The organism is Chlorogloeopsis sp. ULAP01 (genome assembly GCF_030381805.1).
In the GTDB taxonomy this organism is placed as follows: Bacteria; Cyanobacteriota; Cyanobacteriia; order Cyanobacteriales; family Nostocaceae; genus Chlorogloeopsis.
In genome coordinates this window covers 1-23,325 of the sequence record NZ_JAUDRH010000018.1, presented here as the reverse complement: position 1 = coordinate 23,325, position 23,325 = coordinate 1, and the positions used below count along the sequence as shown (strand labels likewise).

At 42.0% G+C, this 23,325-nt stretch carries 18 protein-coding genes; 13 read left to right on the top strand and 5 right to left on the bottom strand.

Going from position 1 to position 23,325, the window contains the following annotated elements; translation table 11 throughout:
* The first annotated feature begins 51 nt into the window (after nucleotides 1-51).
* Both QUB80_RS29415 and QUB80_RS29410 read left to right on the top strand, forming a co-directional pair.
* Nucleotides 52-816, top strand: a complete 765-nt coding sequence (locus QUB80_RS29415; RefSeq protein ID WP_289793001.1) for a cyclase family protein — start codon at nucleotides 52-54, stop codon at nucleotides 814-816.
* Entirely contained in the window at nucleotides 813-1,811 is a 999-nt protein-coding gene (locus QUB80_RS29410; RefSeq protein ID WP_289793000.1) for a fumarylacetoacetate hydrolase family protein, read from the top strand. Before QUB80_RS29415 ends, QUB80_RS29410 begins: the two co-directional genes overlap by 4 nt.
* 156 nt (nucleotides 1,812-1,967) lie before the next feature.
* On the opposite strand, the gene QUB80_RS29405 is transcribed toward QUB80_RS29410, so the two are convergent.
* Complete coding sequence (locus tag QUB80_RS29405; RefSeq protein WP_289793173.1) at nucleotides 1,968-3,254, bottom strand: sensor histidine kinase; 1,287 nt, start codon at nucleotides 3,252-3,254, stop codon at nucleotides 1,968-1,970.
* Nucleotides 3,255-4,128: 874 nt separating this feature from the next.
* Between QUB80_RS29405 and pcrA the strand changes: the two genes are divergently transcribed.
* The 3 genes from pcrA to QUB80_RS29390 all read left to right on the top strand — a co-directional run bounded on the left by pcrA (nucleotide 4,129) and on the right by QUB80_RS29390 (nucleotide 7,658).
* Entirely contained in the window at nucleotides 4,129-6,471 is a 2,343-nt protein-coding gene (gene pcrA / locus QUB80_RS29400; protein ID WP_289792999.1) for a DNA helicase PcrA, read from the top strand.
* Entirely contained in the window at nucleotides 6,464-7,225 is a 762-nt protein-coding gene (locus QUB80_RS29395; RefSeq protein WP_289792998.1) for a class I SAM-dependent DNA methyltransferase, read from the top strand. Before pcrA ends, QUB80_RS29395 begins: the two co-directional genes overlap by 8 nt.
* Nucleotides 7,226-7,355: 130 nt before the next feature.
* Nucleotides 7,356-7,658, top strand: coding sequence for a hypothetical protein (locus tag QUB80_RS29390; RefSeq protein WP_289792997.1), 303 nt, complete (start codon nucleotides 7,356-7,358; stop codon nucleotides 7,656-7,658).
* An 88-nt stretch (nucleotides 7,659-7,746) separates the two neighbouring features.
* Here QUB80_RS29390 and QUB80_RS29385 read toward each other — a convergent pair whose 3' ends face one another.
* Both QUB80_RS29385 and QUB80_RS29380 read right to left on the bottom strand, forming a co-directional pair.
* Nucleotides 7,747-9,216, bottom strand: a complete 1,470-nt coding sequence (locus tag QUB80_RS29385) for an aldehyde dehydrogenase family protein (RefSeq protein ID WP_289792996.1) — start codon at nucleotides 9,214-9,216, stop codon at nucleotides 7,747-7,749.
* 205 nt (nucleotides 9,217-9,421) lie between these two features.
* Nucleotides 9,422-11,416 carry a zinc metalloprotease HtpX gene (locus QUB80_RS29380; protein WP_289792995.1) on the bottom strand — a complete coding sequence of 665 codons (1,995 nt, stop codon included), beginning with the start codon at nucleotides 11,414-11,416 and terminating at the stop codon, nucleotides 9,422-9,424.
* Between the two features lie 462 nt (nucleotides 11,417-11,878).
* On the opposite strand from QUB80_RS29380, the gene QUB80_RS29375 reads away from it, so the two are divergent.
* The 5 genes from QUB80_RS29375 (at nucleotide 11,879) to QUB80_RS29355 (ending at nucleotide 18,032) form a co-directional block, all read left to right on the top strand.
* A complete protein-coding gene (locus QUB80_RS29375) occupies nucleotides 11,879-12,313 on the top strand; it encodes a QcrA and Rieske domain-containing protein (protein ID WP_289792994.1) in 435 nt (144 codons plus the stop codon).
* Between the two features lie 366 nt (nucleotides 12,314-12,679).
* Nucleotides 12,680-13,543, top strand: coding sequence for a substrate-binding domain-containing protein (locus QUB80_RS29370; protein ID WP_289792993.1), 864 nt, complete (start codon nucleotides 12,680-12,682; stop codon nucleotides 13,541-13,543).
* Between the two features lie 22 nt (nucleotides 13,544-13,565).
* Nucleotides 13,566-15,536, top strand: a complete 1,971-nt coding sequence (locus QUB80_RS29365) for a sensor histidine kinase (protein ID WP_336622361.1) — start codon at nucleotides 13,566-13,568, stop codon at nucleotides 15,534-15,536.
* A 194-nt stretch (nucleotides 15,537-15,730) separates the two neighbouring features.
* Complete coding sequence (locus tag QUB80_RS29360; RefSeq protein ID WP_289792992.1) at nucleotides 15,731-17,041, top strand: glutamate-5-semialdehyde dehydrogenase; 1,311 nt, start codon at nucleotides 15,731-15,733, stop codon at nucleotides 17,039-17,041.
* Between the two features lie 79 nt (nucleotides 17,042-17,120).
* Entirely contained in the window at nucleotides 17,121-18,032 is a 912-nt protein-coding gene (locus QUB80_RS29355) for a bestrophin family protein (RefSeq protein ID WP_289792991.1), read from the top strand.
* 127 nt (nucleotides 18,033-18,159) lie between these two features.
* Here QUB80_RS29355 and QUB80_RS29350 read toward each other — a convergent pair whose 3' ends face one another.
* Together QUB80_RS29350 and QUB80_RS29345 are read right to left on the bottom strand one after the other, a co-directional pair.
* The gene (locus tag QUB80_RS29350) at nucleotides 18,160-18,294 is read right to left on the bottom strand and encodes a hypothetical protein (protein ID WP_289792990.1); all 135 of its coding nucleotides are present in this window, start codon (nucleotides 18,292-18,294) and stop codon (nucleotides 18,160-18,162) included.
* Nucleotides 18,295-18,392: 98 nt separating this feature from the next.
* Nucleotides 18,393-18,665 carry a hypothetical protein gene (locus QUB80_RS29345; protein ID WP_289793181.1) on the bottom strand — a complete coding sequence of 91 codons (273 nt, stop codon included), beginning with the start codon at nucleotides 18,663-18,665 and terminating at the stop codon, nucleotides 18,393-18,395.
* A gap of 176 nt (nucleotides 18,666-18,841) precedes the next feature.
* On the opposite strand from QUB80_RS29345, the gene QUB80_RS29340 reads away from it, so the two are divergent.
* The 3 genes from QUB80_RS29340 (at nucleotide 18,842) to QUB80_RS29330 (ending at nucleotide 23,090) form a co-directional block, all read left to right on the top strand.
* Complete coding sequence (locus QUB80_RS29340; protein WP_289792989.1) at nucleotides 18,842-19,933, top strand: DNA polymerase III subunit delta; 1,092 nt, start codon at nucleotides 18,842-18,844, stop codon at nucleotides 19,931-19,933.
* A gap of 243 nt (nucleotides 19,934-20,176) precedes the next feature.
* Nucleotides 20,177-21,904: a glycoside hydrolase family 15 protein gene (locus QUB80_RS29335; protein ID WP_289792988.1), complete on the top strand. Its 1,728-nt coding sequence runs from the start codon at nucleotides 20,177-20,179 to the stop codon at nucleotides 21,902-21,904.
* A gap of 172 nt (nucleotides 21,905-22,076) precedes the next feature.
* A complete protein-coding gene (locus tag QUB80_RS29330) occupies nucleotides 22,077-23,090 on the top strand; it encodes a zinc-dependent alcohol dehydrogenase family protein (protein ID WP_289792987.1) in 1,014 nt (337 codons plus the stop codon).
* Nucleotides 23,091-23,325 lie beyond the last annotated feature (235 nt).

Sequence of the window (23,325 nt, the reverse complement as noted above, 5' to 3'; positions counted from 1 at the left end):
AACTTCTAGAATGACACAAAGTTATGACTAGAAAAATTCTGACCAAAAATTATGCGAATCATTGATCTGAGTGATACGCTACAAAATGACAAAAGTTGGACACCTTGGTGGGCGCGTAATTCAGTCACTTATCAGGATCATAAGTTCGGTAGATTTGCTATTTGGCTACTGTTTGGAATAACACCTAAATATCTGCGTAACAAACTGGGTTGGGCTAATGATGTCATCAAGCTCTCCACTCATGGCACAACTCACATGGATGCACCCTGGCACTATGCACCTACTTCCGGAGGCAAGCCTGCTAAGACAATAGATCAAGTGCCTTTGGAATGGTGCTATGGCAACGGGGTTGTTTTGGATCTGCGCCACAAGGAAGACGGTTGTGCGATTACCGTGGAGGATTTGAAATTAGCCCTGGAAAAAATTAACTATCAACTCAAGCCTTTCGATATCGTATTGATACAAATTGGGAATGATCGCCGACTGGGAACACGAGAGTATTTTACTCATGGGTGTGGGGTGAGTGCAGAAGCGACGCACTGGTTAATTGATCAAGGCATCAAAGTGATGGGAATTGATTCTTGGGGTTGGGATGTACCACTACCAGTGCAAGCAAAACAGGCGAAAGTAACCGGAAGAAAGGATGTTTTCTGGGCTGCTCATTTTGTGGGTATAGACAAGGAATATTGCCAACTCGAACGGTTGGTTAATTTAGAGCAACTACCGCCTCATGGTTTTAAGGTGGCTGCTTTTCCATTAAAAGTTAAAAATGGTTCTGCTGGCCCGGCGAGAGTGGTAGCAATTATAGAATCATGAAACTTGTAACTTTTTTACCTTGTTCTCAACCTCAAGCTACTCCAACTGTCGGTGTGGTTGTAGATGGCGATGCTGTGGTGAGTTTGCAAGCTGGTAGCCAAATGATGGCAGGTAGCTCCTCGCTTTTTTTTGTCGATATGCTTGCATTTCTAGATGGAGGAGAAGCAGCACAAGAAGCAGCCCAGCAGGTGATAGATTTTGTTTGTACCCAACGCCCACCGGAAATTACTTACTCACTTAGTGATGTAAGATTACTCTCTCCGGTGCCGCAACCGCGATCGCTCCGCGATTGTTTAGTGTTTGAAAAGCACCTCATCCAAGCAACTCGTAGCGTAGTTGGCTGGTATTTACCACCGCTTGCGAAACTAGATACTTGGGTGGAGAAGTTACGCGGGCGATCGCTATTTAGTCCACCGAAATTCTGGTATAAATCGCCAGTTTACTACAAAGGAAATCCATTTAGTGTTGTCGGTACAGATGCTAAGATACACTGGCCTACCTATACACAAAAGCTAGATTACGAATTAGAAATTGGTATATTTATTGGCAAAACAGGACGAAATATTACTGAGGCAACAGCACGCAACTATATTGCTGGTTATACAATTTTCAACGATTTTAGCGCTCGTGACATTCAAATTCAAGAAATGAAATGTCGGCTCGGCCCAGCGAAGGGAAAAGATTTTGACACAGGTAATGCGATCGGCCCTTATCTAGTTACTCCAGACGAAGTTCCACAGCCGTATAATCTAACAATGAGCGCTAAAGTCAACGGCGAAGAATGGTCACAAGGTAACAGTAACAGTATGCACTTCACCTTTGAAGAAATTATCGCTTACATCTCAAAAGATGAAACCTTGTATCCAGGAGAATTTATTGGTTCTGGCACAGTGGGTAATGGTTGTGGATTGGAATTAAACCGATGGCTGAAGCGAACAGATGTAGTGGAATTAGAAGTGGAATCTTTGGGTACATTGCGAAATGTAATTGTTTGATGACAAGTTGTTGGTTGTTCTAGGTAATACCATGTCCGGTTAATCAAACTGAATAAAAATGTTTGCTCGTAGTCAGGACTTTAGTCCTCAAGCCGGGACTGAAGTCCTGACTACAAAATGTAATATAAAAAGGTTTTCTTCTGCCTTCTTCTCCCTTCACACCACTTTATTTGGTAGCTCTTTTTTTAAAGTAAAAAAGAATGTACTACCTTGTCCTACCTCTGATTCTACCCACACTTTCCCGCCATACATCTCGACTATCTTCTTCACTAAAGCAAGTCCAATTCCAGTACTATCTAAATCTTTACTGTCAGATAATTTTTGAAACATTTGAAAAATTCGGACAAAATGTTGTTTTTCAATGCCAGGTCCGTTATCGGTAACACTTATTTTCCACTCATTATTCTCTTCGATGCAAGCAATCACTATTTTACCTTGAGGTTTATCCATAAATTTAATGGCGTTACTCAATAAATTTTGGAAAACTTGTTCTATACGAGTTTTCTCACAATAGGCAACAGGTAATTGATTAGCTATTTTTATTTGAATATTTCCTAGAGGTTGAAAAAGCTCGACAATTTCTGTCACTATTTCATTTAAATTTACTTGTTGAATCGTTTCTTTGATGCGTCCAACTCTAGAATATTGTAAAATTGCTTCAATTAAATTATGTAGCTTTTTCACTCTATGGATCAGCAAATTAATTAATTCTTTACCCTCGGTATCTAATTTATCAGCATAATCAGCTAATAGCCATTCTGATAAAGAATTAATGCCTCGTAATGGCGCTTTCAAATCATGGGAAACGACATAGGCAAAATCATTTAATTCCTGATTTGCGCTTTTAAGTTCTATCAGTAGCTGCCCCATTTTTAACTGAGATAACTGATGTTGAATTATCTCTTGCTGGAGTCTTTCATTTGTTTTTTCCAGTTCGGCAGTGCGCTGATTTACTAGTTCTTCCAGATGTTCTTTATATTGGCGTAACTCTTGCTCTACTCGCTTGCGTTCTGTAATTTCTTCTTGTAAAGCTTGATTAGCGATTTCCAACTGTTCAGGGCTTGGAAGTGCAAGTGCTTGAGGAACTAAAGGTATCAGTGTTAAAGCAGTGTAAAAAGAAATTAGAGCAGTGAAAGCTTTAATGCCACCTGACAACCAATAATCAGGATGCCAAAGTGTCCATACTTCCATAATGTGAGTTGTACCACAAGAAATAATAAAAGCTCCAAACAAAAGAAAAATACTCTTAAATGGTATATCTTCTCTTTTGCGGACAAAATACAATAGTGTCAAAGGAATTGAGTAGTAGGAAAGTGTGATAATAGCATCCGATAAAATATGTAGCCCTACTAATTCCGGTTTCCAAAGATAACAATGCCCATGAGGAATAAAATTACCTGAAAAGAAAAAATTGTTAATAAATTCCACCGTTAAATCCCTTATAACTATAAAATAGTGTAACTATATAAAAAGTTGAAATAATAGTGAAAATTTATGAGTATTTAAACTCTAAATATTTACGCGCAAATTTAGAAAATCAGAGACGCTTTGCCAAAAATCTTTTTCTTATCTCGCATTTCAATTTGTGACTAGATAGACTAAATAAGTTTGACAAAAAGCGAAGCGATCACCAAGGGAACATCCCACTTTTTTAATCAATACCCTGGAAGGGTATTGCTACACAAACAAAGCCTGCGGAGGCAGGCTTCGTATTTATAGCCCCAGGCTTATAGCCTGTAGGCATTTTAAAAACTGGGATGCACCCAATCGCCAATTATTTCCTTCCAGAAGCCATTTCTAAATATTGTGACTCTTAAATACTGTTCTCTGAGTACTTGTTCATAAATATTATGTATTGCTTCCAAGGACAAAAACAACACAATTAAAAGCTGCGGATTGATGCACCTCATACCATTTCACTTTTTGAGTGATTCGTATTCAACCCCTCCCAATCTCCCCTTATTAAGGTGAGGTGCCGTAGGCGGTGGGGTAGATCCATATCAGCCTTTTCGTGAAATAGTATCAGTCGAATTTTGTAGAATTTATTTTCTCATCTACTCGGCTGCAATCCCCAAAAATCTCAGGAAAATCCGAAAAAGACGTATTACAATGTTTACATATAGTAGTATAGCGAAAATTAAAAAATCCATTGTCTTATTGGTGTAGAGATTACCGTTTCAATCTGTTCACAAATCCATAAAATCTTTCTTGAGCTAGTTTCGGTAGGATAGTGTAGCCTAAGCAATAGCTACTTTAATAGTTAAACGCCAAGCGATATATGTGGCTGGTGCCTTAGTCTTACGTAAACCTTGAATCCATGACAGCAACCATTGACTTTCTTAGTCACCTCAACCCCAGTCAACGCCGCGCCGTTGAACATTTTTGCGGCCCTTTATTAGTTGTTGCTGGTGCAGGTTCCGGCAAAACACGCGCACTGACTTATCGCATTGCTAACCTGATTTTGGAACATCGTGTCGATCCTGAAAATATCCTGGCGGTTACCTTTACCAACAAAGCCGCACGGGAGATGAAAGAACGGATTCAAAAGTTGTTTGCCGAACGGTTAGCGATCGCAGAATTTGGTGAGCGGTTTGAGTTATTGCCAGAATATGATCAAGTCCAACTCAAATCGCGAGTTTGGCGCACTTATATTAAAGATTTGTGGTGTGGTACTTTCCACAGTTTATTTTCTCGGATTCTCCGCTTCGATATTGAAAAATACCAAGACGAAAAAGGGCGCAGATGGAACCGTAACTTTTCAATATTTGATGAATCAGATGCTCAATCTCTTGTCAAAGAAATTGTCACAAAACAACTTAATTTAGACGAGAAAAAATTTGAACCTCGTTCTGTACGCTACACTATTAGCAACGCCAAAAACCAAGGTTTATCACCACAAGAATTTGCCAAAGAGCAACCAAACTATCGCGGACGGGTAATTTCAGAAGTTTATAGTTACTATCAAGATAGACTAGCAGAAAACAATGCCCTTGACTTTGATGATTTGATTCTCATGCCTGTGAGATTATTTCAGCAAAATGAGCAGGTATTGGGTTACTGGCATAATAAGTTTCGCCACATTTTAGTAGATGAATATCAAGATACTAACCGCACCCAGTACGACTTGATTAGCCTGTTGGTAACCCATGGTGAAACCAAAAGAAGTAATTGGGAATGGCGCGATCGCTCAGTTTTTGTTGTCGGTGATGCCGACCAATCAATATATTCATTTAGAATGGCTGACTTTACCATCTTGCTTGACTTTCAGCAAGACTTCGGCGATGGTTTGCCAGATGAAGATACCCGGACGATGGTGAAATTAGAAGAAAACTATCGCTCCTGCGAAAATATTCTGCAAGCAGCTAATCAACTCATAGAAAATAATACCCAACGAATAGATAAAATTCTCAAAGCAACACGTGGCGCAGGTGAGCAAATTTTTTCTCACAAAGCAGACGACGAAATGGCAGAAGCCGAATTTGTCATTAATCAAATTCGGACTTTAGAACGGCAAAATCCAGAATTGGATTGGGGTAGTTTTGCCATCCTCTATCGCACCAATGCCCAATCTCGCCCCTTTGAAGATATTTTAGTACGCTTGGGAATTCCCTACACAGTTGTGGGAGGCTTGAAGTTTTACGATCGCAAAGAAATTAAAGATGTATTAGCTTATTTAAGAGCGATCGCTAACCCAGCCGATACAGTTAGTTTGTTGCGAGTTATCAATACTCCCCGTCGCGGAATTGGTAAAGCCACAATCGACAATCTAGTCGGCGCTGCTCAACAATTAGGTACAACTTTGTGGGAAATATTAAGTGATGAGACATCAGTTAATACCCTAGCTGGGCGTTCTGCTAAGTCTGTGAATAACTTTGCTCAGATGATTAGCCGTTGGCAAGAACAAGTAGAAACGCTGCCAGTTTCCGAACTTCTACAAGGAGTGTTAGAAGACTCTGGTTACGTGCAAGATTTACTCAATCAGGGAACAGATGAAGCCGAAGACAGAGTGCAAAACGTCCAGGAATTGTTTAACGCAGTGCTGCAATTTCAAGAAGAAAACGAGGAAGTCACCCTGCAAGCCTTCCTTGCCAGTACCGCTCTCAGTTCCGATTTGGATAATTTAAAAGAAGGACAAACAGCCGTTTCATTAATGACTTTACACGCTTCTAAAGGGCTAGAATTTCCTGTAGTGTTTTTGGTGGGGTTAGAACAGGGATTATTTCCCAACTACCGTTCTATGAACGATCCCAGCGCCTTAGAAGAAGAGCGTCGCCTGTGTTACGTAGGTATCACTCGTGCTCAAGAAAGATTATTTATTTCCCACGCTCGCGAACGCCGCTTGTATGGAAATCGAGAACCCGCAATGCGATCGCAATTTATGGACGAGTTACCCGAAGAATTATTAGCTACTCATCATTTGGGTAGAATTGCTTATACCAAAGGTGTTGGCAGCAGTACATCGCAGCGTACAACCGTTGGTAAGCAAAGCTTTAGAGAAAATTGGCAAGTAGGCGATCGGGTGCTTCACAAAAAATTTGGCGAAGGTGAAGTCACGCACATATTTGGCTCAGGAAGAAAAATCTCTTTGGCAGTTAAATTTGATAGTCTGGGGCAAAAAATTATTGATCCTGTTGTTGCGCAATTGCAAAAAGTTGAGTGATCAAGTAGCAATTCACATGGAGAAGGCAGGCCCAAATTTTTATGACGATGAAGCGGTTTTTGCAACCTATATGCAACATCGTCAACGCTCAGATACACCCAATGAAACGCTTGAAAAGCCAGTAGTGATGGATCTGATTGGACTCATGACTGACAAACGTATCCTTGATCTTGGCTGTGGTGATGCAGTAATTGGGCGTGAACTCCTCCACCAGGGCGCGGCGAGCTATGTTGGCGTCGAAGGCTCGCACAAAATGGCGGCTGTTGCACGCCAAACTCTTGCTGACACCTCTGGACAAATCATTGCGCAGAGGATTGAGGATTGGACGTATCCACACGCAGCGTTTGATTTGGCGATCGCACGACTTTCCCTACATTATGTCGCCGAGCTCGCGCCAGTTTTTACCAAAGTCTTTCATACACTCGCCCCGTCGGGACGGTTTATTTTTTCAGTCGAACATCCCGTGATTACATCGTGCGATCGCGGCTGGAAATCTGGCACGTTCCGCCAAGATTGGATCATCGATAACTATTTCACAACTGGATTGCGAGTCACAAATTGGCTTGGTGGCACAGTGCAAAAATATCACCGCACAGTCGAAGACTATTTTCACCTCCTCCAAGAAGCCGGATTTATAATTGCAGATCTGCGTGAAGCGCATCCCCAACGCGAACACTTTCACGACGTGCAAACTTTCGAGCGGCGAAAGCGTATTCCGCTATTTTTGATTCTCGCAGCACACAAACCTGGGTAATTAGCCCAATAAAAAACATTTTATCTATTTAGGCGGTGCGTTACGGCGTTAGGCCTAACGCACCCTACTGGATCTACTAACCACGATACGGGCGGGTTTATAAAGATAAATTATCGGTTTGAACGTCAAAATGAGCGGCAAAACCCGCACGCCAGTTGCTACAACGCGAGAAACCCGACGCCAGGTGACGCCAGGTGCTACCCTGCAAGAAGCCGCCCTCTGGGCGTCTACAACGCGCTTAACCCGACGCCAGGTGACGCCAGTCGCACTCGACGCGCTTAACCCGCAAGGGCGCACTGGCTCCTTTATGCCGGGGAACCCTTACTTTCGCTTATCCACTACTCTGCGAGAAGCCGGACTACGTCCGTCTACGTGTCTACGCCAGTCGCTACAAGTCGGCACTAGACGCGTTCGCCGTCAGGCGTTGCGTTAGCTAGCGGCTACCCTCCGGGAAGCCGCAAGGGCGCGCTGGCTCACCACCGCACTGGCTCCGCAACGCACTGGCTCCCCTACTCACCAACTCACAATTTAATTGTGACAGTCTTAACTTCTGTATATTGCTGCAAGCCATACTCGCCCAATTCACGGCCTATGCCTGATTGCTTGAATCCACCGAAGGGTGCAGCAGCATCAAATACATCGAAGCAGTTTACCCAGACAGTACCGGCGCGGACGTTGTTAGCGATCGCGTGTGCCTTGGTAATATCCTTTGTCCATACACCTGCGGCAAGACCGTACATGGTAGTATTTGCCCGTTGAATGACTTCATCAACGTCTTTGAACTTAATGATACTCATTACAGGGCCGAAGATTTCCTCTTGGGCAATCTTCATCTCGTCGCTAACATCAGTAAATACAGTTGGTTCAATAAAGAAACCGCGCTCGCCAACTCGGTTACCACCACATAACATCTGCGCACCTTCGCGCATTCCCACCTCGATGTAGCCCATTACCTTGTCGAACTGATCTTTATCTACCTGCGGCCCTTGTTCGGTTTTAGGATCGAAAGGATCGCCGACAACGCGATTTTTAGCACGTTCTACACTCTTGGCAACGAACTCGTCATAGCATTTTTCTTCGACGAATAGCCGCGAACCAGCAACACAGCACTGTCCTTGGTTGAAGAATAGAGCATCGTGAGCACCTTCAATGGCTTTGTCCAGATCGGCATCGGCAAAGACAATGTTGGGACTCTTGCCACCGAGTTCGAGAGTCACGCGCTTGAGGTTACTCTTGGCAGCAGCTTCCATAATCAAATGCCCAACTTCGGTAGAGCCGGTAAACGCCACTTTGTCAATATCCATGTGGTGGGCGATCGCAGCTCCAGCAGTCGGCCCATAACCGGAAAGAATGTTGACTACACCGGGAGGAAATCCAGCCTCAATCATCAACTCGCCGATCCGCAGTGCCGATAGTGGCGTCTGTTCGGCTGTTTTCATCACTACTGTATTACCTGTTGCCAATGCTGGTGCTAATTTCCAGGCTTGCATCAGTAGCGGGAAGTTCCAAGGAATAATTTGACCGACAACACCCACTGGCTCATGGCGCGTATAGCAGAAGTACGGGCCATTAATAGGAATAGTCTTGCCGTGTACCTTGTCAGCCCAACCCGCAAAGTAACGATAGCAAGCAATAACTAGTTCAATGTCGCCACGGGAATTATGCAGGGGTTTACCGTTGTCTAGGGTTTCCAACCGTGCTAATTCATCGAGATTGTGCTCAATTAAATCCGCCAGTTTGTATAGCAACTCACCCCGACGACTAGCCGACATCTGACGCCATTCGCCACTACTGAAAGCTCTGCGAGCTGCTGCGACTGCTTTATCCACATCTGGAGCATCTGCTTCGGCTACATCGCAAATTACTTCGCCTGTAGCAGGGTTAATAGTTTCAAACCTTTTACTGCTGACACTTTCCACCCATTCATTATTAATCAGCAGCTTTGTGGGACCTATTTTTACCTGTTGTTCTGGTCTACTCGCTGTAACCATCAGGCCCTCCTTAAGCTATGAAAGATTCGCTTAAATCTATATAATTATGTTTCTTGCGTTACAGCTATTTGTTGATTTTTTCATATAATTTTAAAATCGATTTACATAAGTTTTTAATTGAATCTCATCAGTAACTTTGCCCAAACAAAAATGGAGGTAGTTACCAACCACCTCCCTAAGCATTAAATTGGAAAAACTCTAGTAGCTATCTGCTTAAAAACATACTCATGAAAAGTCCCAGGGTAATTAATCCACCACCCAGGATAAATGACCAAAAGCGATGATAGCTGTTGACAATAGTGCCACCTTGACTTTGGAGTTGAATCAAATCCATCCAAGGGGCAACACCTCGCCGGAACCATCCTACAGCCCCAACCTGCTCGCCAATAAGGCTTTGTACTCGTTTCATGCCAAACAGAAAATTGCCTAAAGGGCCAAAGCGTGAGGCGTAATGCAGATAAAGCATTCCACTGCGATCTTGAATTTTGAGATCGGAACCAAATTTGTTACCTGCATCTCCACGACCAATAAGTTGACCTTCCAATTTTGCAGGTTGTCCCCGCAAAGGACTAGCATAAGGATCTGACATTAGAGTGAGAATGTCAGTTGTTGGTGCTTGTTTGTAGTTGGGAAACATTACCAAGGCTTTGATGAGAATTCCTAAACCTAAGCCAATCAATGGTGCGCCGATTATAAAACCAGCATTTCGAGAACTTGACCACAGGATCGTACCCATCAATAAGCCAGCGAAAAAACCAATAGTTTCGGCACCGTAAAGTACAACGTCTAAAAAGAAATTACCATAAAGCTTACTCTTGTTGAGACTTTTGCCTTCGCCAATCACTCGTCCCATATCAAACTCACTCGGTAAGCCCAGCTGTTCGGCATAGGTACTGAGAGCGCGGACACGCTTACCAGTAAGGGGATGAGTAGAATTTAATTCCATCCACCAGCCCCACGGGTTAAACATATCCCACAAAAAGACACGACCAATTTTTTGTGTATCAGATGCGATGCGGTAAGCGGTTCCTGTAGAAGCAGCGGCTTTCGGATCGTAGATACCCAAAGCGCGAGTACCTTCAATCAAACGACTGGGTTCTTGTGCGCGTGAACCTTCTTCTAAAATTCCGTAGGCAATCTTCACTAGGGCGCGGGATAATCCATTGGGATTACCTGTAGTTTCTGCTGCAAAGTGATCGGCAAAGTATTCTCTTGTGCGGGAGAGGTACAACACTAGGTAAGTACCAACGATATAAAAAATGTAGGCTACTAAGGCAGCAGTTTGCATTGCATCTTTGATTTTGTTGTCCCCACCGCCACGTCCTAACCTTCTGGCTGTGCTGTAAACTAGGTAGCAAATTTGTACTAAAGTGGCAGCTACTGTCATCACTGCAAAGTCCCAATGGACGATATGTCCTAATTCATGGGCGTAGACGGTAGCAATTTCATCATCATCTAAATAAGTGAAAAGTCCCTGACTGACTACTAAGCGGGCGCTATTTGGTAATGAGCCATAGGTAAAGGCTGTGGGGTTTTGGTCGTTAATAATTCCCAAACGGGGTGATTTTAAATTTTTTTGCTGACAAACTTGACGAATAACTTTAGCTGTCTCTGGACTTAGATTTTCAACTTCTGTCAAATCTACCCAACGAGTTTGGTAGAGCCAGCTTTGGGTTAAGTCCATTAAGAATGGAGACAGGAAAAAAGCTGCGACATTGAAAATGAGGGTGATACTAATGGCGATCGCTAACCCACTGAGTGGATCTTCACTACCAAAAATAAATACTAAGCTCAAACCTAAAACTAATACCATGCCAAACAGCAAGGTCATAGTAACGCCAGAAGCTAATGCCAAACTCCCACCTACACCTCCCATTGTTAATTTCACACCAGTAGTGGCTGCACGACTAGCTTTTTGGATCGCACTAGATTGGGTTGCTGGAGGTTTACCAAAGGATTGGTAGGCTTGTTCTGCCCAACTGCGAACCTCTGGGTTTTCGCTCATCATTAACTTTTGACACAGAATCTTGGCTTTTTCGGTTTCACCAATACCTTGATAGGCTTTCATCAACCACATCTGCGCGGAAAGATAGTCTGGGGAATTGCGATCGCCACTATTGCGGCAGAACTGCTCCAACAATTCAACGGCTTGTTGATAGTTTCCTTTTTTGAAGGCTTCTAATCCAGATTGCAATGACATAAGATCTCCTTAGCAAAGGAGTAGTATTTGATCCATCAATACTCAATACATACAAGTTTCGTCATCGCAATTTCGTACAGTTACCGCTGTATAAATTAATACTGTCCTATTTAAAACTTATAAGAAGCTATAAAATCTCTTTGTTCTTTAAGGTTCTTGAGAGCCGCTATTTACTCTCAGCAAGAAAATATTTATATTTATGTATTTTTAAGTAGAAAGAATAAGTCAATTGAGTACGATCCGATCTAGCGATCGCTGGCTAGCAGATTCCCGACTTCTTGTAAACACCCGGAGGGTGGCTTCCCAAAAGGTAGAAGTCGGGAATCTAAGCAATTTACAACTATCACAAATTAAACCGAGGGAATTTACTGGGGTAATTGTGTTAAATTGACACACAATCAGGGGAAAACTCCCCATCATAAAGTAACTACACCAAAAGTAAAATCTATTTCAAGGCAGCTTATGAATCGTCGTGAATTTATCAGTTGGGTAGGTGTGGGGAGTGCAGCTAGTTCTCTACCTGGAATGATTACTGCCTGTTCACAAACTAATTCTCAGCAATCTACAACTCCTGTCCGTGCTGATGGTTTTCAAGAAGTTGGCACAGTAGCAGAGTTAGACAAAAACGGTCAAATTCTGAATGAAAAATTAGCTGCTGGTAAGGTATTGGTAATCCGCGATCCAAAAGACACCAGTAAATTGGCTGCCTTAAACCCCACTTGCACTCACAGAGGTTGTACGGTGTCATGGAACAAAGACCAAAGCTCTTTTGTTTGTCCTTGTCATGGTTCTAAGTTTAACAGTGATGGCAAAGTTGTAAATGGCCCGGCGGATAAACCTCTACCGACTTACACAGCAAAGTTAGAAGGTGATACGGTTTTGGTGAAAGCAGGCTAGTAAGAGGGCAGAGAGAACTCAGAGCGCCCTCCGGGTTCACAGTTCCCTGGGCATGGGAAACCCGCCTTCAGGACTGATTCACCGTCGCACGGCGTTAGCGTAAAGCCCCGCAGACATGGCTGCGCTTACCGCGCAGCGTGTCGCAAAGCGACTTAGCTCCTCCAAAGGAGGCTCTGAAGTTCGGTGGGGCAGTAGGCACAAGGAAATTTCTCGTTACTAGGTTCAACCTGGTAACGAGGGTTTGTGGGCTGCCACCTTCCATTGGGAGGAAATTGATACAATTTATACAATCTTTATTTAAATGCTATAAGCTGTGCAATCTTTCTGGGAAATCTATAACCAGAACCAAAGGATTGAGCAGAACCTATGAAACTAAATATCCTATTTGGGGGATTAGCAATACTTGCTGTAGAGTTAGCTGGGGTAACTGGATGTACCAGTAACACCAGTACTCAACTCCAAGCAAACATCCAAGCGCAACAAAAAATTCAGATTAGTGGTTCAAGTAGCACTTACCCTGCTTTGAAGGTGTTAGCTGATGCCTATTCTGCTCAAGCACAAAACACTCAAGTTACTTTTTTGCCACCCAATCAGTCAGAAGCCACTATTGCTGGCGTTAAAGAAGGAATATTGGAAATAGGCAGTATAAGTAAGGTATTAAAACCAGAAGAAAATGACGGTTCAATACAATATAAAGAAGCTGCTAAAGATGCTTTGTTGGTAGCAACTCATCCTAGTGTTAAAGGTATAAACAACCTCACAACAGAACAATTAAAGGCAATATACAGTGGTAAAATCAAAAATTGGAAAAATTTAGGTGGAACTGATGCCAAAATTGTTGTATTGGATCGACCAGAAGATGAATCAGCCAAACGCCTTTTACGACAATATTATCTGGGCAAAGAACTAAAAAATACACCAGATGCGATCGTACTTCGGGAAGAAGATGATTTAATTGCTGCTGTACGGAATACACCTTACAGTATCGGTGCTTTTTCTCTAGCCTACGCTATTTCTCACAAACTACCAGTTAACCGCCTCAGTCTCAATGGCGTAGAACCGAATTCAGATAATATACGTAATGGAAAATATCAAATGGTGCGCAATATTGGCATCATTTCTAAAAAGACTCCAAAAGCCCCTGTTCAACAATTTATCAACTTTACCTTAAGTGAAGCAGGAGCCGAAGTGTTACATAAATCTGGCTTTGTTTCATCTAGCCAAAAATAACGAAAATTAGAGTAATTTGACAGTGATAATTAGATCGGCGTATTCAAGGCTTCCTGTTGCGGCGAAACTTCTTGTACCTTTGCTTTCTGTATTATTTGGTTTATGGACAGTGGGGACATTTAGTTTTGTTAGAAGTTCTTTAGAAGCAAGTCTGCAACAAGAAACGGAAGGCTTCTCCTCTTTGGTTTTAGAAGACTTGAAGCAGAAACAAGAATTGCTACGTTTACAAGCAAGGTGGGTAGCAGATAGAAATGATGTTAGCCAAGCTACTATATCAGGCAAAAAACCTTTGCTTCTCCAAACATTACTACCCATTCAAGCAGCATTACAACTAAATTTCATTAAAGTTGTAGCTCTTGATAGCTCAGTCTTAGCTGAATTGCGGCAAGGAGCTATTAGTCAAGCTCAGTTACAAGATGAGCAAGTGAGTCGATCTGCAAGTCTAGGTTTGGATGTTTCGGAGATTGTATCTGCAAAAGGGAATGCCCCTTCATTGTTGGTGGGGCTAATCTCCATTAAGTCACAACAAAAGGTTCTCGGAGGATTGATTGTAGGTACGGAATTGAATGATGATGTACTCAACAAAATTCGTAGGAATACACAAATCCACTTAGTTGCGTTACAAGATTCCCAGGTGATTGCTTCCACTTTGGCTGCGGCTCGAAATACTCGCTGGCAAGTACCAACACCAGAATCGCCACCACAGAGACTAACTATTGCCGATCAAGGCTATATGGCAAAAACCGTGCTGCTAACTGGGGTAAGTGGCACAGCAGTGAAAGTTGTTTTGCTCACCTCAGTAAAACCTTTAGAGCAAGCAGAAAGAAGCCTATGGTTTAGTCTTGGTGGATTATGCTTACTCGGAGGAGCGATCGCTCTCATTGTCGCCATCTGGGTGACGCGTTGGCTCACCCAGCGTCTTCACGGTTTGACTAATGCTACTCAACAGTTAGCTGCTGGCGATTTCAGCATCAGAATTAAAGTTGATAGCAAAGATGAAGTTGGTATTCTCGCTCAGGGCTTTAACTTTATGGCAGAACAACTTACGGCTAGAGACCAACAAATCTGTATTCAGATGCAACAATTAGAAAATACTTTGCAAAAACTCAGGCAAACTCAAGCACAATTAATTCAGAGTGAAAAAATGTCTAGCCTTGGACAAATGGTTGCTGGTGTTGCCCATGAAATCAACAATCCCACAAGTTTTATTTATGGTAATCTTATTCACATTCATGAATACACTCATAACCTACTAGGGTTAGTGCAACTTTATCAACAAAACTACCCCAATCCCGTACAAGCAATTCAGAAGGAACTTGTTGCTATTGAGTTAGATTTCATCGAGGAAGATTTACCTAAACTTCTTCAGTCAATGCAAATCGGATGTGAGCGCATTCATCAAATTGTTTTATCTCTACGCAATTTTTCCCGCCTTGATGAATCAGATTTTAAAAAAGTAGATATCCACTCTGGTATTGATAGCACACTGATGATTCTTACTAATCGCTTCATAACTCGACATAAGTATCAAGAAGTTAAAATTATCAAGGAGTATGGAAACTTACCACAAATTGAGTGTTACGCAGGTCAAATAAATCAAGTTTTTAAGAATATTATTAGTAATGCTATTGATGCTCTGGAAGATAAAGAACAAGAGGAAAAGTCATGTATCTTGAATCCAGAAATTCACATTTGTACCAAAGTAATTGATAATGATTGGATAGCAATTCATATCAGCGACAACGGTTTAGGAATGACTGAAGAAGTTAGCTCCAAAATATTTGATCCCTTTTTTACTACAAAACCAGTAGGTAAAGGAACAGGTTTAGGTTTATTCATCAGTTATCAGACTGTTGTAGAAAAACACAGTGGCAAAATTGAGTGTTATTCAAAATTAAACGAGGGTACACGATTTATCGTCACTATTCCTGTGAAACAGGGGAAAGTTATTGATGATGAAGGCATGAATGATGTAATCAAAATTAGGGTGTAGGGGAATAAGAAAAAATTGTATTTTTATACACCATGCCCCAAAACTAATAAGGGTACAAGCAGTACGAACCTCCACCAATTCCCCCGACACCCTTTTTCTTGACAAATTTAGGGGTTCTCATCCTCCTACTAGGCTTTTGACTACTATGCTTTTGATAGGATTAGAGAAGGGCAAAGAATCAGGTTTTTTTGGGCATGACTATTTCTGGGGATAATTCATCGAACTTAATTGCAATAGCGAAAAAAACTCGCCAGGCGGCACTCAAGCTAGCAGTTCTCTCAACGGAGGCAAAAAATCAAGCTATTGAAGCGATCGCCCAAGCTTTAGAATCTGCGAAAGAGGAAATTTTGCAAGCGAATCTTGCTGATTGCCAGATAGCGACAAAAGAAGGAATTGCCAAACCACTTTATAAGCGCTTGCAGTTGGATGAACATAAGCTAAGAGATGCGATCGCTGGGGTGAGAGATGTCGGCAAGCTTCCCGATCCAGTTGGTGCTGTGCAAATTCACCGCGAGTTGGATACAGGCTTAATTCTCAAGCGGATCACTTGTCCGTTGGGAGTTTTGGGGATTATTTTTGAAGCACGCCCGGAAGCAGCAATTCAAATTGTTTCTTTGGCTATCAAGTCAGGCAACGGCGTTATCCTCAAAGGTGGCAAAGAAGCTATTCGCTCTTGTGAAGCGATAGTTAAGGCAATTAAGCAAGGATTATCTCCAACTGCGGTTAATCCTGACGCGGTACAATTACTAACCACAAGAGAAGAAACTCTAGAACTTTTGAAATTAGATAAATATGTAGATTTAATTATTCCTAGAGGTTCTAATTCTTTTGTCAGATTTGTGCAAGAAAATACTCGCATTCCTGTTCTTGGACACGCTGATGGTATTTGTCATCTTTATATAGATAAGGCTGCCAATATTGATAAAGCAATTGCCATTACTGTTGATGCAAAAATTCAATATCCTGCTGCTTGTAATGCTATTGAAACCTTGTTAGTTCATGCCGATATTGCTCCAAACATCTTGCCAACAATTGCTGAGTATTTGCAAGCACAAAATGTAGAATTAAAAGGGGACGAACGTACACGCAAGATTTTAAATAATATCCCAGTGGCAACAGAAGAAGATTGGGAAACTGAGTACAGCGATTTGATTTTGTCAATTAAAATTGTCGATTCTTTAGAGGAAGCGATCGCCCATATTAACGATTACGGCTCTAAGCATACCGATGCAATTGTTACTGAACATAGGGAAGCAGCAGAAACTTTTTTGGCACTAGTGAATGCAGCAGGAGTTTATCACAACTGTTCTACTCGCTTTGCTGACGGTTTCCGCTATGGTTTTGGTGCCGAAGTTGGAATTAGCACTCAACAAATGCCTCCTCGCGGGCCTGTTGGTTTAGAAGGTTTAGTAACATATAAGTATCAGGTAACTGGGGATGGGCATATTGTCGCTCATTACACGGGTGCAGATGCTAAATCTTTTACTCATAGGGATTTAATCTAACTGATCCTCATTCAATTAATTGTGACAAAATACTAGAAAAACACCAGATAACTGGTGTTTTTTATAATCTTGATTTTCTATGAAATTTGATAAACATAATTGGTTACAACTTGCTTTACAACTGCAAGGTTCAGTACTACCTGCCGTTTTACCCCGCATCTTTTTGTGTAGCGGATTTGCTTTTTGTATATCTTTAAATCACTATTACGGTTTTGATTTATCAGAGCAAATTTTTAGTTCTGTCACTACTAACGTAGCATATAATTTAGTTTTAGGTTTGCTGTTAGTATTTCGGACAAATACTGCATATGATAGGTATTGGGAAGGACGTAAAATTTGGGGAAGTATTGTTATTAATAGCCTCAATTTAGGACGTAAAATAAAACTAGCTATTGCCGAAACAGAAAAGGTAGAGCAAGAAAATAAAATTGCGGCATTACGGCTTTTAGGTGCTTTTGCAGTTGCTACTAAATTACATTTAAGGGAACAGGCTGACATACATGAACTAGAGGCTTTTTTAACTCAATCGCAATATTTACAACTCCAAGAGGTGAAAAACATTCCCTTAAAAATTTCTTTTTGGATTGGTGCTTATCTCAAGCAACAGCAAGTTCGCAATTGCCTAAGTATTTATGAATTGGTTCCTATGAATCAAGCTTTAGACGCGATGGTAGAAGCATTTATAGGTTGCGATCGCATTAAAAAAACTCCCATACCATTAGCTTATGGAATTTATCTCAAACGACTATTACTGATATACTGCTTTGTCTTACCATTTCAACTCGTCCACGATGTCAGTTGGTGGACTATTCCCATCGTAACTTTGATTAGTTTTATTTTATTGGGTATTGAAGAAATTGGTAATCAAATAGAAAATCCCTTTAGTAACGGTGCAAATGATTTACCAATCGATGAAATTTGCAATACAGTAGTTAACAATATTGAAGATCTCATCAAATCGGAACCTGTAACAATATCGACATTAGTGTAAAGGGCGGAAAAACTTAATCAATAGTTTCAATATGATGTTGAATTTCATTATTTTTGAAATATGCGTAGTGGCGTGTTAGCGAAGCGTAACACACCTTCTGATTGCTTTGGTGCGTTAGGACAGAGTCCTAACGCACCCTCAATCTCCACAATTGTTGCAACGGGATGGCGATCGCATCCGCATTCATTTGGTTAAGTTGCTGGGGCAGTGCTAGATAAGTATCCAAATGCTCATCTAAAGTAGAACGACTTGAAAAAACCAAACTATGTGAAGTAATGTAAAAATGTTGGCATCTAGTTCGTAGTAAGGACTTCAGTCCTTATTGGAGGACTGAAGTCCACACTACAAACCTTTAATTATTTACCTCGTTCTACTTACTTGCTGACTGGCTTTATCTATCAACTGATCGGTAAGATCGTTGACTGCTTTCTGCCCGTTTTTGAATGAGAGATATCCTACCAGCCCCACAGCCACAAAGATTTGCAGCACAAAGGGAACAACAAGAATTAGGCAAAGTGGTAGCTTTTTGGGGTTTTTGAACAGGCAACATTTTTTAGAGGAATATCTCCGGTAAATTCCTTCCTTTGTATAGTTCCCAGAAAGCTGCCGAAAATATTGTCTAGAATCGCTCAATTACCAAGCTGCACGTAAGTATCGAACTAAAAAATCTTCAAACTAAGAATTAGTGTTATGTGTATTAGATAACTAAAAAATCTATAATTATCATCATCTCTGTTAATAGTTGCCATCAAAAATAGAAGTAAGTATGTTCCCTTGACTGGAAGCTTGAATTCGGAAGGCAAAAACGCGTGAACTTGGAATTGTCTACTCCTTTAGAATTAATTGGGCGATCGGCAGAATTTCAACGGATAGTGGAAGTTCTGGCAGAAGATGGTGATTTGTTGATTGTAGGAGTACCTGGAAGTGGGCGACGAACTTTAGTACGAGGGGCAACTTCGGCAGTGGGAGCGATCGTGCTAGAGATAGACTGCATTCGCGCCACAGATGGAGAGAGATTTGTGCAATTGCTAGCGGAGGCAATTAATCAAAGTTTTGATGCAGCACAAATCCAAGACTGGGTTGCCAAAAGTGCAAGAGAGTTTTTTCGGTTTCAGTTTGAAGAAAGCGGCGGTAAACTTTTGCTGATGCGTTCCCTGAACCAAAAGCAGTTGTGGCAAGCATTTGAAATTTTGCTCCAGTTGCCTCAACTGTTAGCTGATATGCAAGATCAGCGAGTTGCGTTGATTTTGCAAAGTTTTCCCCACATCCGCTCCTGGGATCGCAGTGGTTTGTGGGAAACAACCCTGAGGCGAGAAATTCACAAACAAACTCGTGTCAGTTACGTGCTAGTAGCAACGATTGCCGAAACAACTCACCACGCAGAAGAGACTAACTATCCAATCGAAACAGTACAGTTAGCTCCCTTAGCCAAAGATGTTTTAGCAGTTTGGGCAAGAGAAATTTTGCAGGCAGTAGGACTAACATTTGATTCTCGCTCCAAAGCACTACAACTATTTTTAGATGCTGTTCAAGGACATATTGGCGATGCGATGGCACTAATTCGCCGTCTGCAAACTCTATGTCGTCCTCATGAACTAATTACTGAGCAAGATGTAAAGCAAGCAATAGAAGCACAACTCAAAGATTTATCTATCACTTATGAGTCCTTGTTGATGTTACTCCCAGGCAATCAAGTACATCTTTTAGAATGCTTGGCTTGCGATCCCACTGACAAGCCCCAAAGCCGAGAGTATATTCAAAAACATGGTCTTTCCCGTGGCGGCAGTTTGCAAGGTGCATTATTCGGACTTCAGCACAAAGGATTGATTTACGGTGCTGAACAACGGTATCAATTGGCATTACCACTACTAGGTTTGTGGTTACGCCAGCGTTTGAGTTAACAGGGGACAAGGTACAGATAAAGTAAGTTAAATCTTTGGCAGACAAGCCAAGAATCTATCCTAAGCTAGGTTTATAAAGAAATGTTAAGAAATAATACTGTTTATATACTTTAACAATAGATAAAAATTTAGTCAAAAAATAACCATTTTGATAATTTCAGACTTTAGCACAAGTTAAGCAACTATGATCGCTTGTTTCACACCAGGGGCAAGCTGGTTGGGCACTCTATTTTTGATAGCAATATGACTAATGACGAATTTCCACATATTCGCGATTTAGCAATTATCGGCGATCGCCGCACAGCTGCACTTATTGATAAGAAAGGGACTGTCGTCTGGTATTGTCCTGAACGTTTTGATCGTCCTTCCTTATTAGCTACACTGCTCGATCCAGAGCGGGGAGGAGCTTGGAGTGTGCGATCGCCTGATACTACTTTTGCCAGTCGTCGTTATCTGGAAGACAATGGAGTATTAGAAACAACTTTCGCAACCAGCAATGGTAATTCTTGGCAGATTACTGATTGGATGTGTCTAGGAGAAAAAGTGCCACGGGGAATTTGTCGTTTGTTTTCACCTGTACCAAACGAAGTCACAGTTACTCTCCAGCCTGCCCCAAACTATGCTCAACATAAGCCAGATCTACAATACATTGGTCAAGCGGTACAAATAGATCGACGCTACTATCTTTATGCTTCCCATCCCCTCATACTAGAAAAAGATTGTATCTACTTCAAAATTTCGGAGGGTGAATCAGGTTGGGCTGTATTGGTTGATGAACAACTCGCCTTTGTCACGATAGAAAAGATAGAGACTTGGCTGGAAATCACTCAGGCTCGATGGCAGAAAATCGCTTCATACGCAATTTACCACGGCCCTTATGAGCGTGAAATTGCTCATTCCCTGCGAGCATTGCGTATGCTCACCTTTGAAGACAATGGCGGGATCATTGCGGCAGCTACCACCTCTCTGCCAGAAGTTGTTGGGGGAGAACGGAACTACGATTATCGCTATGTTTGGCTGCGTGATACGGGCATGATCGTCAGCGCTCTAATTCGTGCGGGCAGTAATGGTGATGAAGAGCGGCGCTTTCTCGATTATATCTGTGGTTTTGCTTGTAACTCAGATAGTATGCCACTAAAACCATTCACAACCCTAGATGGAGAACCAGTTCATCTCGAAAAAACCCTTGATTGGGTTGGTTATCGCGGCAGTCAACCCGTTGTCATTGGTAATGCTGCCAATAGCCAATTACAGCTTGATGCTTTCGGTAATGTACTTTTAGCAGCTAAACTCATTTACACTCGCTTCGACACACGCGAACATTGGTCTTTAATTGAAAAGATTGCCGATTATTTAGTAGAACATTGGAGCGATCCCGATCACGGTTTGTGGGAGGAACAAGTAAAACATCAATACACTTCAAGTAAGGTAATCGTTGCTTGCGGTTTGAATTATATTGCCCAGCTTGCCGAAAATGAAGCCAAAGCCAGGCGTTGGCGCTCAACAGCGCAGGAAATTCAAGACTTTGTTGCTTCTGAGTGTATAAATTCCGAAGGTGCTTATGCAGCTTTTGCTGGGGGTGAAGTGGTGGATGTTTCGGCAGTACTTTTTCCTGTATGGGGTTATACCTCTGCCGACACACCAAAAATGCTAGCCACAATCAAAGTCATAGAACGCGATCTTGCTAATGGTTATTTGTATCATCGCCACTTAGAGGAATTTGACTCTAAAAAAGAAGGAGCTTTTCTAGCGGGAACCTTCTGGGTAGCACAGTATTGGGTGATGCGTCGAGATTTTCAACGGGCGCAGGCAATTATAGATGCTGCTTTAGAGTACGCGAACGATCTCGGTTTGTTTGCTGAAGAAGCCGACGTCAACACCAAACAAATGTTGGGAAATTTTCCTCAAACCTTTGTTCATGCTGCTTTTATTGGTGCAGTCATTGACTTGAAAACAGCACAAGAGCATTAAGAGGGGATAGGGGACAGGGAACAGAGGAGCAGGGGAGTAGTAAACAACTAACCACTAACTACTGTACGGGAGGGTTTTGCCGATAATCTTGCCGTTCAAACTGATAATTTATCTTCTAAACCCGCCCCTACTAACCACTAACCACTATCCACAAGCTTTGAGGAGTAATTTTATGAAGGTTTACGAACTTCAAAGTAATGCAGGTATTGATGCACTGATATTAGTGACACGAGCAGAGACCAAACCCCAACCAGGGCAAGTTCTCATTCGGGTGAAGGCAACATCCCTCAATTATCGCGATTTAATGGTTGCACAAGGAAGCTATGGCTCTGGACTAAAATACCCTCTCATACCCATGTCTGATGGTGCGGGTGAAGTTATAGCGGTGGGTGAAGGTGTAACGCGAGTGAAAGTTGGCGATCGCGTCGCTGGAATTTTCTTTCAAGAGTGGATAGATGGGCAACTAAATCGACAGAAAATGAAATCGGATTTGGGAGCCGGTATTGATGGAATGTTAGCTGAGTATGTCGTTTTACACCAAGATGGATTAGTAATATTACCTGAGCACCTATCCTACGAAGAAGGTGCAACTTTACCCTGTGCATCTGTGACGGCATGGCACGCGCTGGTAACCAAGGGGAATATTAAAGCAGGTGAAATCGTATTATTACTAGGTACAGGAGGAGTATCTATGTTTGCCCTTCAATTTGCCAAGATACATGGTGCTAGGGTGATTATTACTTCTAGCAGCGATGAGAAATTGGCACGGGCGAAAGAATTAGGTGCAGACGAGACGATTAACTATAAAACAAACCCAGATTGGGAAAAGAAAGTTTATGAACTGAGCGATCGCACTGGTGTAGATCATGTAGTAGAAGTAGGTGGTGCAGGAACTTTGCCGAAATCTCTGCAAGCAGTGCGGATTGCAGGACGCATTAGCTTAATTGGTGTGCTATCAGGTATGGGAGCAGAGGTAGATCCTTTGCCAATCCTGTTTAAGAGTTTAACTGTGCAGGGGATATACGTAGGCAGTCGGGAGATGTTTGAGGCAATGAATCAAATAATTGCCCAACATCAAATTAAGCCTGTAATTGATAGGATATTTTCGTTTGCTGAAGCACAGGAAGCGTACCGCTATCTCCAAAGTGGATCTCATTTTGGGAAAGTAGTAATTAAGTGTGGTTAACAAGAAGGTGGGAGGCTCACGAACTTTTCTTGACTATTGTTTAGACTATCCCAATTACCAAGGATTAAAATCCTTAGCTCATAGCTCAAGCGTCTCAAGACGATTGAATAAAGTGTTTAAGTTGACTTCAGTAGACTTTTGCTAATACCATTTCACTTTTTGAGTGATTCATATTCAACCCCTCCCAACCTCCCCTTACTAAGGGGAGGTGCCGTAGGCGGTGGGGTACATCCAT